The organism is Aeromonas sp. sif2433 (assembly GCF_019218705.1).
Classification (GTDB): domain Bacteria; phylum Pseudomonadota; class Gammaproteobacteria; order Enterobacterales; family Aeromonadaceae; genus Aeromonas; species Aeromonas encheleia.
Genome location: NZ_JAHUXD010000019.1, coordinates 23,419 through 41,398 on the forward strand (window position 1 = coordinate 23,419; position 17,980 = coordinate 41,398).

At 63.2% G+C, this 17,980-nt stretch carries 18 protein-coding genes and 1 tRNA gene; 16 read left to right on the forward strand and 3 right to left on the reverse strand.

Annotation, left to right across the window (positions count from 1 at the left end):
* The 13 genes from KW825_RS19680 to galE all read left to right on the forward strand — a co-directional run bounded on the left by KW825_RS19680 (position 1) and on the right by galE (position 10,828).
* Entirely contained in the window at positions 1–429 is a 429-nt protein-coding gene (locus KW825_RS19680) for a nuclear transport factor 2 family protein (RefSeq protein WP_218330167.1), read from the forward strand.
* Positions 426–1,160 carry an SDR family NAD(P)-dependent oxidoreductase gene (locus KW825_RS19685; RefSeq protein WP_218330168.1) on the forward strand — a complete coding sequence of 245 codons (735 nt, stop codon included), beginning with the start codon at positions 426–428 and terminating at the stop codon, positions 1,158–1,160. Before KW825_RS19680 ends, KW825_RS19685 begins: the two co-directional genes overlap by 4 nt.
* Complete coding sequence (locus KW825_RS19690; RefSeq protein WP_218330169.1) at positions 1,157–2,416, forward strand: NAD(P)/FAD-dependent oxidoreductase; 1,260 nt, start codon at positions 1,157–1,159, stop codon at positions 2,414–2,416. The genes KW825_RS19685 and KW825_RS19690 overlap by 4 nt, the downstream gene beginning before the upstream one ends.
* On the forward strand, positions 2,413–3,159 hold the full coding sequence (locus KW825_RS19695) for a DUF1365 domain-containing protein (protein ID WP_218330170.1): 747 nt from the start codon (positions 2,413–2,415) through the stop codon (positions 3,157–3,159). Before KW825_RS19690 ends, KW825_RS19695 begins: the two co-directional genes overlap by 4 nt.
* Complete coding sequence (locus KW825_RS19700) at positions 3,159–4,415, forward strand: cyclopropane-fatty-acyl-phospholipid synthase family protein (RefSeq protein WP_218330171.1); 1,257 nt, start codon at positions 3,159–3,161, stop codon at positions 4,413–4,415. The genes KW825_RS19695 and KW825_RS19700 overlap by 1 nt, the downstream gene beginning before the upstream one ends.
* Positions 4,416–4,417: 2 nt before the next feature.
* Positions 4,418–4,897 (forward strand): DUF2878 domain-containing protein, encoded by a 480-nt coding sequence (locus KW825_RS19705; RefSeq protein ID WP_218330172.1) that lies wholly within the window; start codon positions 4,418–4,420, stop codon positions 4,895–4,897.
* On the forward strand, positions 4,894–5,112 hold the full coding sequence (locus KW825_RS19710; protein ID WP_042654130.1) for a TIGR02450 family Trp-rich protein: 219 nt from the start codon (positions 4,894–4,896) through the stop codon (positions 5,110–5,112). The genes KW825_RS19705 and KW825_RS19710 overlap by 4 nt, the downstream gene beginning before the upstream one ends.
* Positions 5,069–5,611, forward strand: a complete 543-nt coding sequence (locus KW825_RS19715) for a chalcone isomerase family protein (protein ID WP_218330173.1) — start codon at positions 5,069–5,071, stop codon at positions 5,609–5,611. Before KW825_RS19710 ends, KW825_RS19715 begins: the two co-directional genes overlap by 44 nt.
* 14 nt (positions 5,612–5,625) lie before the next feature.
* Positions 5,626–6,168, forward strand: a complete 543-nt coding sequence (locus tag KW825_RS19720; protein WP_218330174.1) for a DUF3833 domain-containing protein — start codon at positions 5,626–5,628, stop codon at positions 6,166–6,168.
* Positions 6,169–6,300: 132 nt separating this feature from the next.
* Entirely contained in the window at positions 6,301–6,768 is a 468-nt protein-coding gene (locus KW825_RS19725) for a Dps family protein (RefSeq protein WP_021140949.1), read from the forward strand.
* Positions 6,769–6,966: 198 nt separating this feature from the next.
* The gene (gene hcp, locus KW825_RS19730) at positions 6,967–8,616 is read left to right on the forward strand and encodes a hydroxylamine reductase (RefSeq protein WP_218330175.1); all 1,650 of its coding nucleotides are present in this window, start codon (positions 6,967–6,969) and stop codon (positions 8,614–8,616) included.
* A 111-nt stretch (positions 8,617–8,727) separates the two neighbouring features.
* Positions 8,728–9,729 (forward strand): hybrid-cluster NAD(P)-dependent oxidoreductase, encoded by a 1,002-nt coding sequence (locus KW825_RS19735; RefSeq protein WP_218291841.1) that lies wholly within the window; start codon positions 8,728–8,730, stop codon positions 9,727–9,729.
* Between the two features lie 85 nt (positions 9,730–9,814).
* A complete protein-coding gene (gene galE / locus KW825_RS19740) occupies positions 9,815–10,828 on the forward strand; it encodes a UDP-glucose 4-epimerase GalE (protein WP_218330176.1) in 1,014 nt (337 codons plus the stop codon).
* A gap of 69 nt (positions 10,829–10,897) precedes the next feature.
* Here the strand turns inward: galE and KW825_RS19745 are convergent, their stop codons facing one another.
* A complete protein-coding gene (locus KW825_RS19745; protein WP_042654124.1) occupies positions 10,898–11,647 on the reverse strand; it encodes a DsbA family protein in 750 nt (249 codons plus the stop codon).
* A 197-nt stretch (positions 11,648–11,844) separates the two neighbouring features.
* Between KW825_RS19745 and KW825_RS19750 the strand changes: the two genes are divergently transcribed.
* Positions 11,845–11,932: transfer RNA gene (locus tag KW825_RS19750), tRNA-Ser, on the forward strand.
* Between the two features lie 86 nt (positions 11,933–12,018).
* On the opposite strand, the gene KW825_RS19755 is transcribed toward KW825_RS19750, so the two are convergent.
* The gene (locus KW825_RS19755; protein ID WP_256354013.1) at positions 12,019–12,993 is read right to left on the reverse strand and encodes an AraC family transcriptional regulator; all 975 of its coding nucleotides are present in this window, start codon (positions 12,991–12,993) and stop codon (positions 12,019–12,021) included.
* Between the two features lie 129 nt (positions 12,994–13,122).
* Here KW825_RS19755 and KW825_RS19760 point away from each other — a divergent pair, with 129 nt between their 5' ends.
* Both KW825_RS19760 and KW825_RS19765 read left to right on the forward strand, forming a co-directional pair.
* Entirely contained in the window at positions 13,123–15,279 is a 2,157-nt protein-coding gene (locus tag KW825_RS19760; RefSeq protein WP_218330177.1) for a TonB-dependent siderophore receptor, read from the forward strand.
* A gap of 118 nt (positions 15,280–15,397) precedes the next feature.
* Complete coding sequence (locus KW825_RS19765) at positions 15,398–16,438, forward strand: alpha/beta hydrolase (protein ID WP_218330178.1); 1,041 nt, start codon at positions 15,398–15,400, stop codon at positions 16,436–16,438.
* A 125-nt stretch (positions 16,439–16,563) separates the two neighbouring features.
* Here the strand turns inward: KW825_RS19765 and KW825_RS19770 are convergent, their stop codons facing one another.
* Complete coding sequence (locus KW825_RS19770; RefSeq protein WP_218330179.1) at positions 16,564–17,973, reverse strand: FAD-dependent oxidoreductase; 1,410 nt, start codon at positions 17,971–17,973, stop codon at positions 16,564–16,566.
* Positions 17,974–17,980: the final 7 nt, after the last annotated feature.

Genomic DNA, 17,980 nt, shown 5'->3' on the forward strand with positions numbered 1-17,980 from the left:
ATGAACGACGCGCTGGCCCATTTCATCGTCCTCTATCTGCAACTGGACAAGCATCAGCTGCATCGCCTGCCGGAGATCTATGCCGATCAGGTGGTGTTCATCGATCCGGCCCACCGCATCGAGGGGCTGGCCGCGCTCACCCGTTATTTTTCCTCCCTCTACGGGCGGCTCAAGGAGTGCCGCTTCGAGATCACCAGCCAGCAGCAGCAGGGCAATGAAGCCTGGCTCAGCTGGGTCATGATCTTCGCCCATCCCAGGGTCGCCGGCGGCCGACCCGTGCGGGTCGAGGGCGCCACCCGACTGCAGTTCGATGCCTGGGGCAAGGTCTGCCTGCACCGGGACTACTTCGATCTCGGCGCCATGATCTACGAGCAGTTGCCACTGCTCGGGCCCGTGGTGCGCACCATCAAGGGGAGGCTGGGAGCATGAGCGGACGTGTGCTGATCACCGGGGCCACCTCCGGAATTGGTCGCCAGCTGGCACTCGATTATCGGCGCTCTGGCTGGCAGGTGTGGGGCTGTGGCCGCGACGGCGAGCGGTTGCAGGCATTGGCTCATGAGGGGATCACCCCCCTGCAGTTCGATGCACGGGACAGCGCCGCCATGGCAGAGGTTGCCGCCGGCCTGCCCGCACTGGATCTGCTGATCCTCAACGCCGGCAACTGCGAATACATGGACCTGGCCCAGGGATTTGACGGCGCCCTCTTTGCCCGGGTGATCGAGACCAACCTGGTCGCCACCGGCCACGCCCTGGCCGCCTTCCTGCCGCGGCTGGCGGCAGGATCACGGCTCGCCATCGTCAGTTCCTCTGTCAGCTGGCTACCCCTGCCAAGGGCCGAGGCCTATGGCGCCTCCAAGGCCGCCCTCGACTATCTGGCCGCCACCCTGCGTCTCGATCTCGCGGCCCGGGGCATAGGGGTGACCCTGATCCGCCCGGGATTCGTGCAGACGCCGCTCACCGCGAAGAATGATTTTCCCATGCCCTGTCTGGTGACGGTGGAGCAGGCTTCCCGCGTCATCCTGAGCGGGCTGGCCGCCGGTCGCCACCAGATCCACTTCCCCCGTCGCTTCATCTGGCTGCTGCGCCTGCTGGGGGCGCTGCCGACGGGGCTCTGGCTGCGCCTCGGTCGCACCCTCATCTCGAAAGGATCCCCTTCATGAAGAAAAAGATCGCCATCATAGGCTCCGGGATCTCGGGGCTCAGCGCCGGTTATCTGCTCCACAAGCTGCACGACATCACCTTGTTCGAGGCGGCCCCCCTGCTCGGCGGTCATACCGCCACAGTGGATGTCAGCCTGGCCGGTCGCAGCTATGCCATCGACACCGGCTTTATCGTCTTCAACGATCGCACCTACCCGAATTTCCTGAAATTGCTGGAGCGGATCGGGGTGGCGCGCCAGCCCACCGAGATGAGCTTCTCGGTCAAGAGCCCAGAGGGGCTGGAGTACAACGGCCACAACCTGGATACCCTGTTTGCCCAGCGCAGCAACCTGCTGAGCCCGCGTTTTTACCGCTTCGTCGCCGAGATACTGCGTTTCAACCGGGAGGCCCGCGCCTGGCTGGCCGACGGCCAACGACATGGCGAGTGTCCCGCGCTGACCCTGGGGGACTTCTTGCAGGTGGGGAACTTTAGCGATTACTTCGCCCGCCACTACATCCTGCCCATGGGGGCGGCCATCTGGTCCTCCACCCTGGCGGACATGCGCGCCTTTCCGCTGGGCTTCTTCCTGCGTTTCTTTGCCAACCACGGGCTGCTCGATGTGACCAATCGTCCCCAGTGGTACGTGATCCCGGGCGGCTCGCGGGAATACATAGGCCCGCTCACCGCAGGCTGGCAGCCGCGGATCCGGCTGGCCTGTCCGGTGCAGGGGATACGGCGCACGGCCGAGGGGGCGCGGGTCCTAAGCGGCTACGGGGAGGAGCAGTTTGACGAGGTGATCCTCGCCTGTCACAGCGATCAGGCGCTGACCCTGCTGACGGATGCGAGCGAAGGGGAGCAGGTCATTCTCGGCACCATGGCCTATCAGGCCAACGACGTCTGGCTGCACACCGATGCCAGCTGCCTGCCCAGCCGTCGCAAGGCCTGGGCCAGCTGGAACTATCAGCTCGGGGATGATGACGAGGCGCGCCCCCTGGTGAGCTACAACATGAACATCTTGCAGGTGATAAGCTCGCCGCAGCCCTTCTGCGTCAGCCTCAATCCCCAGGGCCGGGTGGACGAAAGCAAGGTGCTGCGCCGCTTCGTCTATCACCATCCAGTCTTCAATCAGGCCTCCATCGCCGCCCAGCAGCGACGAGCCGAGATCTGCGGCCGGCAGCACACCCATTTCTGCGGCGCCTACTGGTACAACGGCTTTCACGAGGACGGGGTGCGTAGCGCCCTGGACGTGGCCAGTCGCTTCGGAGCCAGCCTATGAAGGCCGCCAGCGATACCATCAGCGCCATCTGGCAGGGCTCGGTGCGCCACCGCCGCTTCGCGCCGAGCCGCCACGCCTTCTCTTACGGCCTCTTCATGCTGGGGCTGGATCTGGACGAGCTGCCGCAACTCGATCAGGGGCGCTGGTTCGCCGTGGAGCGGGCCGGGCTGCTCTCCTTTCGCCGCCGCGACTATCTGAGTGGCAGCGAGGGCTGCCTCAAGCAGGCGGTGTGGGACAAGGTGACCGCCCTTGGTGGCAGTGCCGAGCCTGACGGTCGGGTGCTGCTGCTCGGCAACGTGCGCTGCCTGGGCTTCTACTTCAGCCCGGTCAACTTCTACTTCTGCTACCGGGAGGGGGAGGCGCGCTATCTGCTGGCGGAGGTGTCGAACACCCCCTGGAATGAGCGCCACTACTACCTGCTGGATCTGGCGGCTCTGGCGCCCCACGACAAGGCGTTTCACGTCTCCCCCTTCATGGGACTGGCCATGCGCTACCACTGGCGCATCAGGGCGCCGGCGCAGGAGACGCTGATCCATATCGAGAGTCATCCCAAGTCCGGCGAGGCCAAGCTGTTCGACGCCACCCTGGCGCTGCGCCGCGAGCCGCTGTCGCGCCAGGGGCTGGTGGCCCTGCTGGCCCGCTGGCCCTGGATGACCCTCAAGGTGCTGCTCGGTATCTACTGGCAGGCCCTGCGTCTTTTTATCAAACGAACACCGATCTTCAACCACCCGGAGAGCCGCTAATGGAACTTGCTCAATCAACCCTCTCTGCCTCTTTCATCGACAAGGGGGCCAGGCAACTGCTGCTCACTCTGCTGGGGCGTCTCGAACAGGGTCAACTGCTGCTGCGGGACGGCAGCGAGCGCCACAGCTTTGGGGTGGCGGGCACCGATCTCCATGCCGAGGTGATAGTGCAGGATCCGGCCTTCTATCGCCGCCTGTTGCTGGGGGGCAGCATAGCCGCCGGTGAGACCTGGGTGGAGGGGCTCTGGACCAGCCCGGATCCGGTGGCCCTGGTGCGGCTGCTGGCCCGCAACCTGACGTTGCTCGACAGCCTGGAGCGGCGTTTGGGCTGGCTCAGCTTCCCCTTCAACAAGGTGCGCCACTGGCTCAATCGCAATACCCTGACCGGCTCGAGATCCAACATCGCCGCTCACTATGATCTCGGCAATACCCTCTATCAGGGCTTCCTCGACAGCCACATGCAGTACTCGAGCGCCATCTACCCGAGCGCCGAGGCCACCCTGGAGCAGGGGCAGCAGGCCAAGCTGCGCACCATCTGCGAGCGGCTCGAGCTGGGGCCGGACGATCACCTGCTGGAGATAGGCACCGGCTGGGGCGGCCTGGCGGTCTATGCAGCCCGCCACCATGGCTGCCGGGTGACCACCACGACTATCTCCCAGGCCCAGCATGACTACGCAAAAGAGTGGATTGCCCGGGAGGGGCTGGGGGACCGCATCACCCTGCTGCTGGAGGATTACCGCAAACTGGAGGGGAGCTTCGACAAGCTGGTCTCCATCGAGATGATAGAGGCGGTGGGGCACGCCTTCCTGCCGGACTACTTCCGCCAGCTGTCGCGCCTGCTCAGACCCGGCGGCCGCCTGCTCATTCAGGCCATCACCATAGCCGATCAGCGCCACGCCCAGTATCTGCGCGGTGTCGACTTCATCCAGCGCTACATCTTCCCCGGCGGCTGTCTGCCGAGCGTCTCCCAGATGGCGGGGCTGCTCGCCCGGGAGACCGACATGCAGCTGGTGCGGCTGCACGATCACGGCCACCACTACGCCCGCACCCTGGCCCACTGGTGCGAACGCTTCCTGGCGCTGACCCCGGAGTTGCCAAGGCTCGGCTACAGCCAGGACTTCATCCGGTTGTGGCACTTCTATTTTGCCTACTGCGAGGGGGGCTTCTGGGAGCGGGCCATCAGCCTGGTGCAGCTGGAGGCGGCCAAGCCGGGTCCGCTCGGCTGGTCCGGTGATCTGCCAGTGAGCAGTCACTGACCATGTGGCAGTGGGCCCAGCTGCTGGGGTTCAACCTCTATTGGCTGCTGGCGGTGAAATGGCAGCAACCTGGCCCGCTGCTGCTGATGCTGTTGCTTCATTTCCTCTTCTCCCCCAGCCGCAGGCGCGATCTGCGGTTATTGCCGGTGGCCCTGGCCGGCAGCCTGCTCGACGGCCTGCTCTGGCGGCTCGGCCTGTTCCAGTTTCCGGCCGGTTTCCCGCTCTGGCTGGGGCTGCTTTGGCTCGGCTTTGCCCTCACCCTGGCCCATGGCATGGGCTGGCTGCAGCGGTTGCCCCGCTGGCAGCAGGCGCTCTTTGGCATGGTGGGGGGCGCCAGTTCCTATGTGGCGGGGGCTGCCATGGGGGCCGTACACTTACCCTGGGGCATCTGGATCAGCACGGCGCTGCTGGCGGTGATCTGGATGTGGTGGTTACCCGTACTGCTGTGGGTAACGGTGATGCTGGAGGGTGAGCCGAGATGAACGCCTTTTCGACCGACGCCTTATTGTTTTCCAAATGGACCAAGGAGAGCCAGTACGAGCTGGCCGATCGCTTCTACCTGGTGGTGGCCTGCCAGCGGGATGCGCGAGGTCAACTGGCGAGCGTGGTGATGCAGGATATCAATACCCTGCAGGAACAGGAGATGGACTGGCATGAACTGGAAGATCCTGCCCATTGGCACATGGGGTGGAATTAGTGCCTTGCTGGCGGCGCTGACGCTGCTTGTGGCCACTGCCGTGCAGGCCTCTGCCGTCCCCTGGCAGCAGCTGCGCGCGGTCGGGCAGGGGGAGATGAGCTGGCTCTGGTTCAAGCTCTATGACGCCACCCTCTACAGCGCGAGCGGCCGCTACGAGCCCGGTCGCTATCCGCAGGCCCTCACCCTGACCTATGCCAGAGCCATAGAGCGGGAGGATCTGCTGAGCGCCACCGCCGCCGAGTGGCAGCGGCTCGGGCTTGGCAGCGAGACGGATCGCGAGCGCTGGCTCGGCCGGCTTGCCGCCCTCTGGCCCGATGTCGGGGCGGGGGACAGACTGACCTTCTATGTGGACAGTGCGGGAGCCGGCCACTTCTGGTGGCAGGACAAGCCCCTGGGTTCCCTCGCCGATCCGCAGTTTTCCGCCACCTTTCTGGCCATCTGGCTCGCCGACAACAGTCGCGATCCCGCCCTTACCCGCCGCCTGCGCGGCCAACCCTGATGCTGGAGCCCCTCATGCCTCTCTACCGCACATGGCGCATGCTGCTGCTGTGGCCACTTCTGCTGCTGGCAGCTTGTGGTGCCAGCCTCGATGACTATCGAGGGCAGGGTCCGAACTGGGATCTCGCCCGTTTCTTCAATGGCAAGCTGGTGGCCCATGGCCTGGTGACAGACCGCAGCGGCGAAGTGACCAGTCGCTTTCGGGTCGAGATGCTGGGGCGCTGGCGAGAGGGTAAGGGGGAGCTGTTCGAGCAGTTCTATTTCGATGACGGCCGCCGGCAGACCCGCACCTGGTTTTTGAACAAGGGGGCGGATGGGCACTGGCGCGGCACCGCCTCGGACGTGGTGGGGGAGGCGGTGGGCAAGACGGAAGGCTTTGCCCTGAACTGGCGCTATCAACTCGATCTGGCCCTGCCGGACGGGGAGCTGGTGCGGGTGAGCTTCGATGACTGGATGTATCTGCTGGATGAAGATCGCCTGATCAATCGCGCCGAGATCAGCAAGTTCGGCATTCACCTGGGGGAGGTGATCCTCTACATCGAGCGGCTCGGGGGATGAGTCAGGAGCTGGAGCCCGCTGGGCGATAGCCATTCGCTATCAATGGGCAAGGCAGGGACGATTGTCCTTTGAGTCTGTGCGGGGATATGCTGACTCCGTTCCCAATAATGTTTCCCCACCTGGAGGTGAATGATGAAGAGCCCCATTGGTCTTGATACCGTTCAATCACAAGCCCTGGCCGCCGAGCTGAACAAGTTGCTGGCCAGCTACCAGATCCTCTACATGAACGTCCGTGGCTTCCACTGGAACATCCGCGGCAACCAGTTCTTCGAGCTGCACCTGAAATTTGAAGAGATCTACAACGACCTGCTGCTCAAGGTCGATGCCCTGGCCGAGCGCATCCTCACCCTGGATGGGGTGCCCATGCACAGCTTCAGCGACTATCTCAAGGTCTCCGCCATCCCAGAGCAGAAGGGGCTGCACGACGGCCGTGCCTGTGTCGAGTCGCTGCTGGAGAGCTTCCGCGAGCTGCTGGTGGCCCAACGCAGGATCCTGGGGCAGGCCGCCGAGGCCGGTGACGAGGGCACGGCGTCCATCCTCTCCGACTATGTGCAGCAGCAGGAAAAACTGGTCTGGATGTTGCGTGCCTATCTGGCCTGATCCGCTCTTCTCGTTACCGCACACCGAATTGTCTCTCCTTTAATCCACCTGCTTGCCGCCCTGTCTGGGCGGCTTTTTTGTTTTTGATCTGCATCAATGAAAACTTAATTGGCAAATTGAATGCCTATTAAGTTTTTCGCGAAGGGCATAGAATCGCCACAAAACAAGTAACTGAAATGTCCAATTAGGAGAGGCATGATGTTTTGTGTGCAATGTGAACAGACAATTCGTACCCCGGCAGGCAATGGCTGCGCTTACGCACAGGGCATGTGCGGCAAGACGGCTGAGACCTCGGATCTGCAGGATGTGCTGATCTATGCGCTGCAGGGCCTCAGTGCCTGGGCGCTGGCCGCCCGCGAGCACGGCGTCATCGACAACGAGATCGATGCCTTCGTGCCCAAGGCCTTCTTCGCCACCCTCACCAACGTCAACTTCGACTCCGCCCGCATCGTCGGCTATGTCAACCAGGCGCTGGCTCATCGTCGGCAACTGGCCGGCCGTCTGGCCGCGCTGGCGGTACAGGTTACCGGTTTGCCCGAGGCCGCCGGCTTCGAGCCGGGTGCCGAGCTGCTGGAGCAGCTGGCCCATGCGCCGCAGACCGCGGTCAACCGCGGCAAGAGCGAGGTGCACGAAAACATCATGGGGCTGCGTCTGCTCTGCCTCTATGGCCTCAAGGGCGCCGCCGCCTACATGGAGCACGCCCGGGTGCTGGGTCAGCAGGACAGTGAGGTGGCCGCCGAGTTCCATCGCATCATGAGCTGGCTCAGCACGGACCCGAGCGAGCTGGATCCCCTGTTCAAGTGCGCCATGGAGATAGGCCTGCTCAACTTCCGTGTCATGGAGATGCTGGATCTCGGCGAGACCAGCGCCTTCGGCCACCCTGAGCCGACCCAGGTGCGCGTCACCCCGATCCCGGGCAAGTGCATCCTGGTCTCCGGCCACGACATGGTGGATCTCAAGCTGATCCTGGAGCAGACCATGGGCACTGGCATCAATGTCTACACCCACGGCGAGATGTTGCCGGCGCTGGCCTACCCCTTCTTCAAGCAGTACCCCCATCTGGTGGGCAACTACGGCTCCGCCTGGCAGAACCAGCAGAAGGAGTTCGCGAACTTCCCCGGCGCCGTGGTGATGACCTCGAACTGCATCATCGACCCCAACGTGGGCGACTACAGCGATCGCATCTTCACCCGCTCCATCGTCGGCTGGCCGGGCGTGACCCATCTGGAGGGGGAAGATTTCTTCGCCGTGGTGGCGAAGGCACTGGCGCTGGAAGGTTTCAAGCACACCGAGCTCGAGCACTTCATCACCATCGGCTTCGCCCGCAACGCCCTGATGCAGGCCGCCCCCGCGGTGATCGACAAGGTCAAGGCCGGCGAGATCAGCCACTTCTTCCTGGTGGGCGGTTGTGACGGCGACAAGGCCGAGCGCGCTTACTTCACCGAATTTGCCAAGGCCGCCCCCCAAGACAGCCTGCTGCTCACCCTGGGCTGCGGCAAGTACAAGTTCAACAAACTCGACTTCGGCAACATTGGCGGCATTCCCCGTCTGCTGGACGTGGGCCAGTGCAACGATGCCTACTCCGCCATCCAGCTGGCACTGGCGCTGTCCGAGGCGTTCGAGTGCGGCGTCAACGATCTGCCGCTGACCCTGGTGCTCTCCTGGTTCGAGCAGAAGGCCATCGTCATTTTGCTCACCCTGCTGGCGCTCGGGGTGAAGGACATCCGCACCGGCCCGACCGCCCCGGCCTTCCTCACCCCGGCCCTGCTCAAGGTGCTGGAGGAGCAGTTCGGCCTGAAAGGCACCACCACGGCCGAAGCGGATCTGGCCGAGATCCTGGCGGCCTGACGCCGCAGGCTGTGCCAGCCTGATCATCTCAGCGTGTTGTAAGCCTTTGGCGAGCCCCCCGGCTCGCCTTTTTTCGAATCAGACCTTTTCATCAGACCGAGGAGCCTTGTGATGACCTCTCTCACCCTGCGCTGCATTGGCCGCCGTGCCGACACCCATGATGTGGTGAGCTGGCAGTTCGCCGTCGTCGATGGCGCCTTGCCCCCGGTGCTGGCCGGCCAGTGCCTGACCCTGCACACCGAGGTAGGCGGCGAGCCCAAGTGCCGCGCCTACACCCTCTCCTCCAGCCCGCAAGATCCTTTCTGGCAGGTCACCATCAAGGATGTGGGGCTGGTGTCCCATCATCTGCACCAGAGCCTGCAGCCGGGGGATGAGATCCGGGCCGACGGCCCCTTCGGCGACTTCAACCTGAGCGCCTTGCCCTGCGAGCGACCGCTGCTGCTGAGCGCGGGCTCCGGCATCACCCCCATGTGGGCCATGCTGCGCGACGAGCTGGCCAAACGCCCTGAGGCGGACATTCGTTTCATCCACAGCGCCCGCTCCCCCGAGGACGTGATCTTCGCCAGCGAACTGGCGGCCCTGGCCGAGGCTCATAGCGGGCTGCGCCATGCTTTAGTGCTGGAGAAAGTGCTGGAGCAGGACCAGACCACTCACCCCTGGCTCGGCCGGCTCGACCCCGCCATGCTGAGGGAACTGGCGCCTGACCTGCTCAGCCGTCACGTCTACCTGTGTGGGCCCGCGCCCTACATGGCCGCGGTGAGCACCATGCTGGCGGAGCTGGGCCTGCCGGTCGATCAACTGCATCAGGAGTCATTCGGCCTGCCCGAGGCGGCGCCGGTGGCCACCGATGGCGACCATTTCTGGCTGACCCTGAAAAAAAGCGGCAAGAAGGTGAAGATACTGCCGGGCCAGACCCTGCTGGCCGCCCTCGAGGGTGCCGGCGAGACCATGGCGGCCGCCTGCCGCGCCGGGGTCTGTGGCGCCTGCCGCTGCACCACGACCGGCGAGATCGAGCGCCAGAGCGTGGTGACGCTGAGCGCGCAGGATCTCGAGAGCGGGGTGGCGCTGGCCTGCTCCTGCACCGCCAAAGGGGACATCAGTCTGGCGTATTGAGGGCGTCATTGATCTCTTCGTCTTTTCCCTGTGGGGGCGGACGGGTAGACTCTGTCCCAGTTTCAGCAGAACACGGGATGATAAAATGACAATACTGGTCACGGGCGGCGCCGGCTATATCGGCTCCCATACTCTGGTCGAGTTGCTCAATGCGGGGCAGCGGGTGGTGGTGCTGGATAACTTGTCCAACGCATCGCCCGAGTCGCTCAAGCGGGTCGAGCGGATCACCGGCCAGGCGGTCACCTTCGTCGAGGGCGATATTCTCGACCGGGCCTGCCTGCAGCGGCTGTTCGCCGCCCACAAGATTGAATCTGTGATCCACTTCGCCGGCCTCAAGGCGGTGGGGGAGTCGAGCCAGATCCCGCTCACCTATTACCAGAACAACGTGACCGGCACCCTGGTGCTGTGCGAGGAGATGGCCAAAGCCGGCGTGTTCCGGCTGGTGTTCAGCTCATCGGCTACCGTCTATGGCGATCCCGCCTCTGTGCCCCTGCGGGAAGATTTTCCCACCAGCGCGACCAACCCCTATGGCCGCTCCAAGCTGATGGTGGAAGAGATACTGCGGGATCTCGCCAAGTCCGATCCGCGCTGGGCCATAGTGCTGCTGCGCTACTTCAACCCGGTCGGCGCCCACGAGAGCGGCCTCATCGGCGAAGATCCCAACGGCATTCCCAACAACCTGCTGCCCTACATCAGCCAGGTCGGGGTGGGCAAGCTCAAGGAGCTGGGGGTGTTTGGCAACGACTACCCGACGCCGGACGGCACCGGGGTGCGCGACTACATCCACGTGGTGGATCTCGCCATCGGTCACCTCAAGGCGCTGGCCCGCATCGCGAGCGACACCGGGGTCTTCACCTACAACCTGGGCACCGGCCAGGGTTACTCTGTGCTGGAGATGATAGCCGCGTTCGAGGCGGCCAGCGGTCGCCCCATTCCCTACCAGGTCAAGCCCCGTCGCCCCGGCGACATCGCCGAGTGCTGGGCCGAGCCGCACAAGGCCAGCACCGAGCTGGGCTGGCGCGCGGAGCGCGGGCTCGAGCAGATGATGGTCGACACCTGGCGCTGGCAAAGCCAGAACCCGAACGGCTATCAGGCCTGAGGGGCTGAAGCCCGAATAGCAAAACGCCCCGGCATGGCCGGGGCGTTTTTTTATCACAGCGTGGCGAGCTTACTGGATGCTCTTGCCTGCGCGCACGTCCTTGACGATGGCCTGCAGGCTCGCCAGATCCCGCGGTGCACCGCGCAGGATCTGGTCACCGATGATGAAGGCCGGGGTGCCCGAGATGCTCATGGCTTCGGCCAGGGCACGGTTGGTGCCGAGGTTCTGATCGATGCTGCCGTCCTTGAACTTGGCCTCGACCTTGCTCCAGTCCACCCCGGCGGCCGTGGCGATCGCTTTCACCTGGGCTTCGTCGGCCAGCGGGCCCTGATGGGCATACAGCTTGTCGTGGAAGGTCTGGTACTTATCAGGCTGACCCAACTGCACCGCCAGGGCGGCGCGGGCGGCATAGTAGGAGGTCTCGCTCAGTATGGGGAACTGCTTGTAGATGTAGCGGATCTCCTTGTCTTCACCGAGCAGCTGCTTGACGAGCGGGTGAGCGCGCTTGCAGTAGCCGCAGTTGTAGTCGAAGAACTCGACCACGGTCAGGCTGCCCTTGGGGTTGCCGCTCTCGGGATCCTGGTTGGAATAGAGCTGTTTGGCATGCGCCTCGATCAGGGATTTGTCGCTGGCGGCCTGCTGGCTCTCCTGCTTGGCGCGCAGGGCATTGGACATCTCGACCAGTATTTCAGGATTCTTGACCAGGTAGTCGCGCACGATCTGCTCGACATCCGTTTTGGTCAGCTCGCTCGCCTGCACCGGCGCCGCAAGCAGGGTCGCGCCAGTCAAGGCTGCGATCAGGGCATGTTTGATTCTCATAAGTCCATCTTGCTGGAATATCGTGGTGGCCACTATAGTGGGTGAGTCTGTTTTCAAGTCAAGTTATCCGGTCTAAAAAGCGCGGCTCATGCCCTGTTTGTGGGCTTTTTGCGTAGTTTAGCCCAATAAATCGGCAAACGAACGGGGCGGGGATTTACAAGCCGGATCGGCATGGGTAATATTCGGCGCACTGCTGCGGAGGGGTGGCAGAGCGGCTGAATGCACCGGTCTTGAAAACCGGCGATGGGCGACCATCCGTGGGTTCAAATCCCACCTCCTCCGCCATTCATTCAGAGCCCAAGCGATTCAATCGCTTGGGCTTTTTCATATCAGCGCGCCACTGAGTACGCTCATAAATGTGGGTGTCCAGGCTATCCGAGGGAACTTCTCTGGCCTTCGATGGCTTGGCTGTTCAGGGCGCAGCCATTTCCTATTTTTCCTTCGCCTTGCCTGAGGAGTTGCTTTGGTGAAAAGCCAAACAGCTTTCGAAACGCCGTAATGAAGTTCGAGGCATGGCTGTAGCCAGCGTGCTCCGCGGCTTCCTGCAGGGACATGCTTCGCGCTTCTAGCTTCACCTTCGCCTCCTGCAACTTTCGCTCGCGCAGATAACGCTGCAGGCTCATGCCCAGCTCTTTCTGTGCCGCTCGCTGCAAGGTAGACACACTCATTCCCAACCTATCGGCGATGTCGGCAAGTGCCATCTCGTCCACCCTTTCATCCATCAGCAACATTTTCAGACGGGTCGGCTGTTCGTTGTGGCGCTGGCCACAGACAAAGGCGATCTGCTGGATGTTGGTCATCAGGCTCTCCCATACGGTGAGGGCGAATGCCTCTCTCATCAGCATCTCGGGGGCATTCTGACTGCTGGTGAGGTTCAAGGCTTCCGCCATCTGGCCAAGGTGCGGCGGCAGCGACCAGTCGCAGCGACTCAAGTGATGGTTGAATATGCGTTCGAACCGCGCGCGGTGCTTGCCGATCAGGTGGCGCTCAAGCCAGGGCAGGCTGAGCGACAAGACGATGCTGCGGCTGCGCACATGGGCCTTGGCGGCGCCCTGCACCATGTCAGGTTCGGCATAGAAGATGGCGGTGGCGACAATGGGATCGGACTTGTGAAAGCGGCAACCTCTGAGCCTGTGGGTCGCGCCATAGGTCATCAGCGCCTTGCTCTCGAGCGGGATGGCGATGATCAGCTGCGGCGGCAGCTCTCGCTGGGTGGCGAAATCGGCCTTGTGAACGATGTCCTTGTTGTGGAAGAGGATGCCGTCCTGAATCATCAGGTTCTCTACTCTTCCGGTAAACAGGCCGCGTTTGCGAACGCTGGTATCTCTTGCCACTGTGTCAGTCATGCTTACTTTGACCATTTCGAAATATTAAATGACCGAACCGCAAAACTACTGCGGATTCTTGGATGCTATATTAGCCCCCACAAAATCAAATGAAAATGATTATCATCTCTGTTTGGGGTCACTCTCTCTATGGTTGTCTTTAAGGATAAAGCGCTCAGCCCGCTTGCTCTGGCCGTCTCTGCCGCCCTGGCTGTCACTGTTGCTTCTCCGGCTCTGGCGGAAGAGCAGAACGTCGTCCCGGATGAAACCCTCGTTGTCTACGGCAACCCGCTTTACGGGATGGCGCCGTCGGAGGAGACCGGGGGTTACAGCGTCGACTCGGCCACCGTGGGTACCAAGACCCCGGCAGCCCTGAAAGACATTCCCCAGTCGATCACGGTGTTGACCAATGACTACATCAAAGAGCGCAACTTCGTGGCGGTGGACGATCTGGCCAAATACACGCCGGGCCTGCGCACCATGGTCAACGACAGCGGCCGCTCCTCCATCTTCTCGCGCGGCTACGAATACGATGAAGTGAGCCTCAACGGCTTGCCATCGCCCATGCAGAGCAAATTCGGCACCCTGCCGTCGCTGGCCGCCGTCGACCGCGTGGAGATCATGCGCGGCCCCTCCGGCTTGTTTAACAGCACCAGCGAACTGGGTGGCGTGATCAACATGGTGCTGAAGCGTCCTACCGACGAGTTCAAGGGCTCGGTCACTGCGCGCTATGGCAGCTGGGATCGGCACTATCTGGAAGCGGACATGGGGGGGGCGCTCAACGAGGAGGGCTCGGTGCTCGGCCGCTTCGTGGTGAGCAACGCCGACATCAAGAACCAGGTTGACTACAACAACAACGATAACGGGACCTACTACGGCACCCTGGAGTTCGAGCTGTCTGATCGCACCCTGCTGTCGGTCTATGCCCTGCATCAAACCAAGGACATACTGCCGACCAATGGCCTGCCGGCGTACAGCGATGGCAGCATGCTCGACATCAGTCGCAGCACCTACCTCGGTTCTGACGAAGATTTCTTCGACGCGAACACCACCGATGTGGGCGCTTCCCTCCAGCATGCCTTTGCCAACGGTGGCGTCGGCCAGGTCTCGGCCCGTTACATGGATCACGACATGCGCCTGGAGCAGACCTATACCAACGGCCCGGTGGATGCCGCGGGGAACACCGGGCTGATGTTCAATGCCCAGGCGAACCAGCAGCAGAACGTCGCGCTGGATGCCAACTACAGCCAGATGTTTGGCCTGCTTGGGCACAAGAGCGAGTTCGTGCTGGGGTCTGACTACAAGCACTATGAATCCGATATTCAGACCTATACCAACCGCAATATCGGCAAGATCAATGTGTTCAATTTCGATCCGACCACGGTCGCCAAGCCAAACTACCAGTACACCAAGAACGACCACGAAGAGAAGTCAGAACTGGGTCTGTATGGCAAGGTGACCTGGCGCTTGATGGAGCCGCTGGCCGTGATCACCGGGGCCCGTGTCTCCTGGTATGACACCGAGGTCGTCAGCACGACCCTCAGCTCGGGGGCGCAGAACAGCGAGTCGGGTGATTTCAATGGGAAATTCACTCCCTATGCGGGGGCCGTCTATGACCTGACCGATGAACACACCCTGTATGCCAGCTATTCAAAGGTGTTCAAGCCGCAGACCAGTCAGGATGAAAATGGTGACATGTTGGCGCCTCGTGAGGGCAGCCAGTGGGAAACCGGCATCAAGTCATCCCTGCTGGATGGCCAGCTCAACACCCGAGCGACCGCCTTCCTGATGAAGGACAATAACATCGCGGCCCAGGCCTATGACGAGCAGGGGATCGCCATTTCCAATACCTACTGGGCGACTGGCAAGGTCGACACCCAAGGGGTGGAGCTGGAGGCGACCGGCTATCTGAGCCAGAACTGGATGGTCATGACGGGTTATACCTTTACCGATATCGAGGAGAAATCCGGCGATCACAACCCGAAATTCGATGCGATCCCGCGCCACTCCCTGTCCCTCTGGACCGACTACCATCTGGCGGACTGGGTGCCGGGCCTGCACCTGGGTGGCGGGATGACGGCGGTCAGCGACTACTCCTTCAACCAGAATGGAGTCACTACCCATCAGGGGGGCTATGCCCTGTTTGATGCGGCCGTGCGCTACGACATCACGGACAAGATGCAGGCGACCCTGAATGTCTACAACATCTTCGATCGCGAGTATTTCTATCGCGTCGGCTCGACGACCACCTTCAACATGTACGGCGAACCGGCCAATTTGATGGCGGGCTTTACCTACAAGCTGTAACCGTAATCGGCAACAGGGCCCGATGGCGCTGTTGCCGATTATCTGTGCCGCCCGGCGAACCCTGCGCCAGATGCCGCGCCAGAGGCTTATCCATGACGGTCTACTCTGGTATGACTCAATGAAACCACTCATCACCCTGCTACTCACTATGCTCAGTCTCTCTTCTGCCCAGGCAGACATGCTCCACTATGCCCAGCGCTTTACTCATCACTCGACCCTGCTCAATGAGGCGCGGCAATACAGCGTCTATCTGCCAGAGGACTATGAACGGCAGCCGCAGCAGCGCTTTCCCGTGCTCTATCTGCTCGATGGAGAGAAATTTCTGTTGCAGGTCGCGGGCATCACCCAGGCGCTGCGTGCCGGACTGAATCCGGCGATCCCGTCTCTCATCATCGTGGCCGTTCACAACACGGACAGGATGCGGGATTACACCCCGAGCCATACCATGGTGCTGCCCAATGGCGAGCCAGCGGGGGCCGGTTATGCCAAGACGGGTGGCGGCCCGGCGTTTATGCAATACCTGACTCGGGAGCTGCGCCCGCTCATCGAGGGCCGGTATCGCACCGCCTCGCCGGCACTGCTGGTGGGCCACTCCCTTGGCGGCTTGCTGGCCCTGGATACGGTGGCAAACGACAGCGGCCTGTTTCAGGGATACATCGCCCTGGATGCCAGCCTGTGGTTCGATTATCCGCACAACTACCAGCGCATCGAGCGGGCCCTGACCCATCCGCTCAAGCACGCTTCATCGCTGTTTATCGCGGTGGCCAACAACCCGTTCACGCCGGGATTCGGTCGCTCCGAGTTTCACCGGGACCACCTGCGGCAGTTTGCCCGGCGCGTGGCGGCGCAGCCCGCCGAAAACCTGAACGTCACCAGCCGATACTACGAGGAGGAAGATCATCATTCGGTTTATCACCTGGCGGTCTATCAGGGGCTGCAGTGGTTGTTTCGAGGATACCGGCTGGATCTGACGCCGGGTGCCTTCAGCCGGCAGGCGGTCATAGCCCGTTACGAGGCCCTGAACCGGCAGCTCGGCAGCCAGCTTCGCCCTGAACAGGAGAACTTGTTGGATATCAGGGACAAGGCCACCCGCTGGCCCCAGATGCAGATCTCCCCGGCGGAGGCCAGCGCCCTGCTTGACCACTACTACGGGCAATGATGAAGATGAAGGGCGTGCCCTGACAGGCGCCGCCGTTTGCCAACCCCGGACTGCCGGGGCGGCCAGTCCCCGCTCCATGCTTCGGATGAACTGCGCCTGATACCGGCTGGTTAGGGGGATAATGCCTATTTATCCGCCTTGCCGGCGGCATCGGCCAGGCTGGCCAGCCGCTTGTCGAGCCAGCGCACGGCCCGTCCCTCATCTTCCGCCCGCTCCTTGCGCCGGATGGCGTTGCGCACCAGCATGGCCCCCAGCCAGCGGATGGGTTCCGGCGGGAAGTAGCCGCGCGGGCCGCCGACCAGGGCGCAGTGGCGCCAGGGGGCATCCTCTTCCCGTTTATCCTCCCTGACCAGGGCCGCCAGGATGCGGCCGCCGATCCAGCTCTGGGCCACGCCGTTGCCCGAATAACCTAAGCCGTAGACGATGTTGGCGGAGTGGCGCCAGTGGCCGAAGAAGGGCAGGCCATCCACCGAACGATCCGAGGCGCCGCACCAGCTGGCGGCGATGGGCACCTGTGCCAGCGCGGGGAAGAAGCGGCGCAGCGCCAGGGTCAGCGGGGCCAGATAGCGGCTCGGCCGATCGAAGTCGGCCAGGTAGCGGTTGGCGAAGGTGAAGCGGTTGCCCCCCTTGCCGAGCATGAGGCGGCCATCCGGGGTCGAGCGATGGTAATAGACGAAGGTGCGCCCATCCACCACGCTGCGACCGTGATCCATCCCTTGGCGGGCCAGTGGCTCCGGCGCCGGCGCCGTGATCACCATGTCCGAGGAGACCAGCACTATGCTGCGGCGAAACTCGGCGAAGTGATCCACCGTGGCGCCGTTGAGGGCCAGCACCACCCGCCCGGCCTGTACTTCCCCCTGCGGGGTCAGGATGCGGGCCGGTTGCCCCGCCTCCAGGCGCAGCATGGGGCTATTTTCATACACCTCCACCCCCAGCTCCCGGGCGACCCGCAGCAGCCCGCGCACCAGCAGGGCGGGTTGCACCGAGCCCCCATGGGGGCTGAACACCCCCTCCAGGTGCGCCGACGAGCCGCATTGCCCGGCCAGATCCTGCTCCGCTATCGGCCGCCACTGGTTCAGCCCGGCCTGCTCCAGCTCGCTCATGATGGGCGTCATGCCGCCGCGCTGGGCCTCGCTGGTGGCGGTGTAGCAGCTGCCCTCCACCCGCAGCTGGGCTTCGATGCCGTGCGCCGCGCAGAAATTGGCTATCTCGTGCACCGCCTGTTCCGAGGTACGCACCAGCCAGGCGGCCTGCCGCTCGCCAAAGCGTTGGCGCAGGCTGGGGTACTTGGCCGACCAGGTGAGCAGGCAGCCGCCGTTGCGACCGGAGGCGCCGCTGCCGCACAGCCCCTTCTCCAGCACCAGGATGCGCAGACCGGGCTCCGCCTGTTTGAGGTGGATGGCGCACCAGAGCCCGGTGAAGCCGCCGCCGACGATGCAGACGTCGGCCTGCCGCTGGCTCTGCAGCGGGGTGGGCTCGGGAGAGGCTTCGGTGGCGAGGGCCTCGGCCAGCCAGAAGGGATGGGGTTGGCTCATGGAATCT

Coding starts and splice junctions, on each gene's coding strand:
- KW825_RS19680 (WP_218330167.1), top strand. CDS start 1: ATGAACGACGCGCTGGCCCATTTCATCGTCCTCTATCTGCAACTGGAC.
- KW825_RS19685 (WP_218330168.1), top strand. CDS start 426: ATGAGCGGACGTGTGCTGATCACCGGGGCCACCTCCGGAATTGGTCGC.
- KW825_RS19690 (WP_218330169.1), top strand. CDS start 1,157: ATGAAGAAAAAGATCGCCATCATAGGCTCCGGGATCTCGGGGCTCAGC.
- KW825_RS19695 (WP_218330170.1), top strand. CDS start 2,413: ATGAAGGCCGCCAGCGATACCATCAGCGCCATCTGGCAGGGCTCGGTG.
- KW825_RS19700 (WP_218330171.1), top strand. CDS start 3,159: ATGGAACTTGCTCAATCAACCCTCTCTGCCTCTTTCATCGACAAGGGG.
- KW825_RS19705 (WP_218330172.1), top strand. CDS start 4,418: ATGTGGCAGTGGGCCCAGCTGCTGGGGTTCAACCTCTATTGGCTGCTG.
- KW825_RS19710 (WP_042654130.1), top strand. CDS start 4,894: ATGAACGCCTTTTCGACCGACGCCTTATTGTTTTCCAAATGGACCAAG.
- KW825_RS19715 (WP_218330173.1), top strand. CDS start 5,069: ATGAACTGGAAGATCCTGCCCATTGGCACATGGGGTGGAATTAGTGCC.
- KW825_RS19720 (WP_218330174.1), top strand. CDS start 5,626: ATGCCTCTCTACCGCACATGGCGCATGCTGCTGCTGTGGCCACTTCTG.
- KW825_RS19725 (WP_021140949.1), top strand. CDS start 6,301: ATGAAGAGCCCCATTGGTCTTGATACCGTTCAATCACAAGCCCTGGCC.
- hcp (WP_218330175.1), top strand. CDS start 6,967: ATGTTTTGTGTGCAATGTGAACAGACAATTCGTACCCCGGCAGGCAAT.
- KW825_RS19735 (WP_218291841.1), top strand. CDS start 8,728: ATGACCTCTCTCACCCTGCGCTGCATTGGCCGCCGTGCCGACACCCAT.
- galE (WP_218330176.1), top strand. CDS start 9,815: ATGACAATACTGGTCACGGGCGGCGCCGGCTATATCGGCTCCCATACT.
- KW825_RS19745 (WP_042654124.1), bottom strand. CDS start 11,647: ATGAGAATCAAACATGCCCTGATCGCAGCCTTGACTGGCGCGACCCTG.
- KW825_RS19755 (WP_256354013.1), bottom strand. CDS start 12,993: ATGACTGACACAGTGGCAAGAGATACCAGCGTTCGCAAACGCGGCCTG.
- KW825_RS19760 (WP_218330177.1), top strand. CDS start 13,123: ATGGTTGTCTTTAAGGATAAAGCGCTCAGCCCGCTTGCTCTGGCCGTC.
- KW825_RS19765 (WP_218330178.1), top strand. CDS start 15,398: ATGAAACCACTCATCACCCTGCTACTCACTATGCTCAGTCTCTCTTCT.
- KW825_RS19770 (WP_218330179.1), bottom strand. CDS start 17,973: ATGAGCCAACCCCATCCCTTCTGGCTGGCCGAGGCCCTCGCCACCGAA.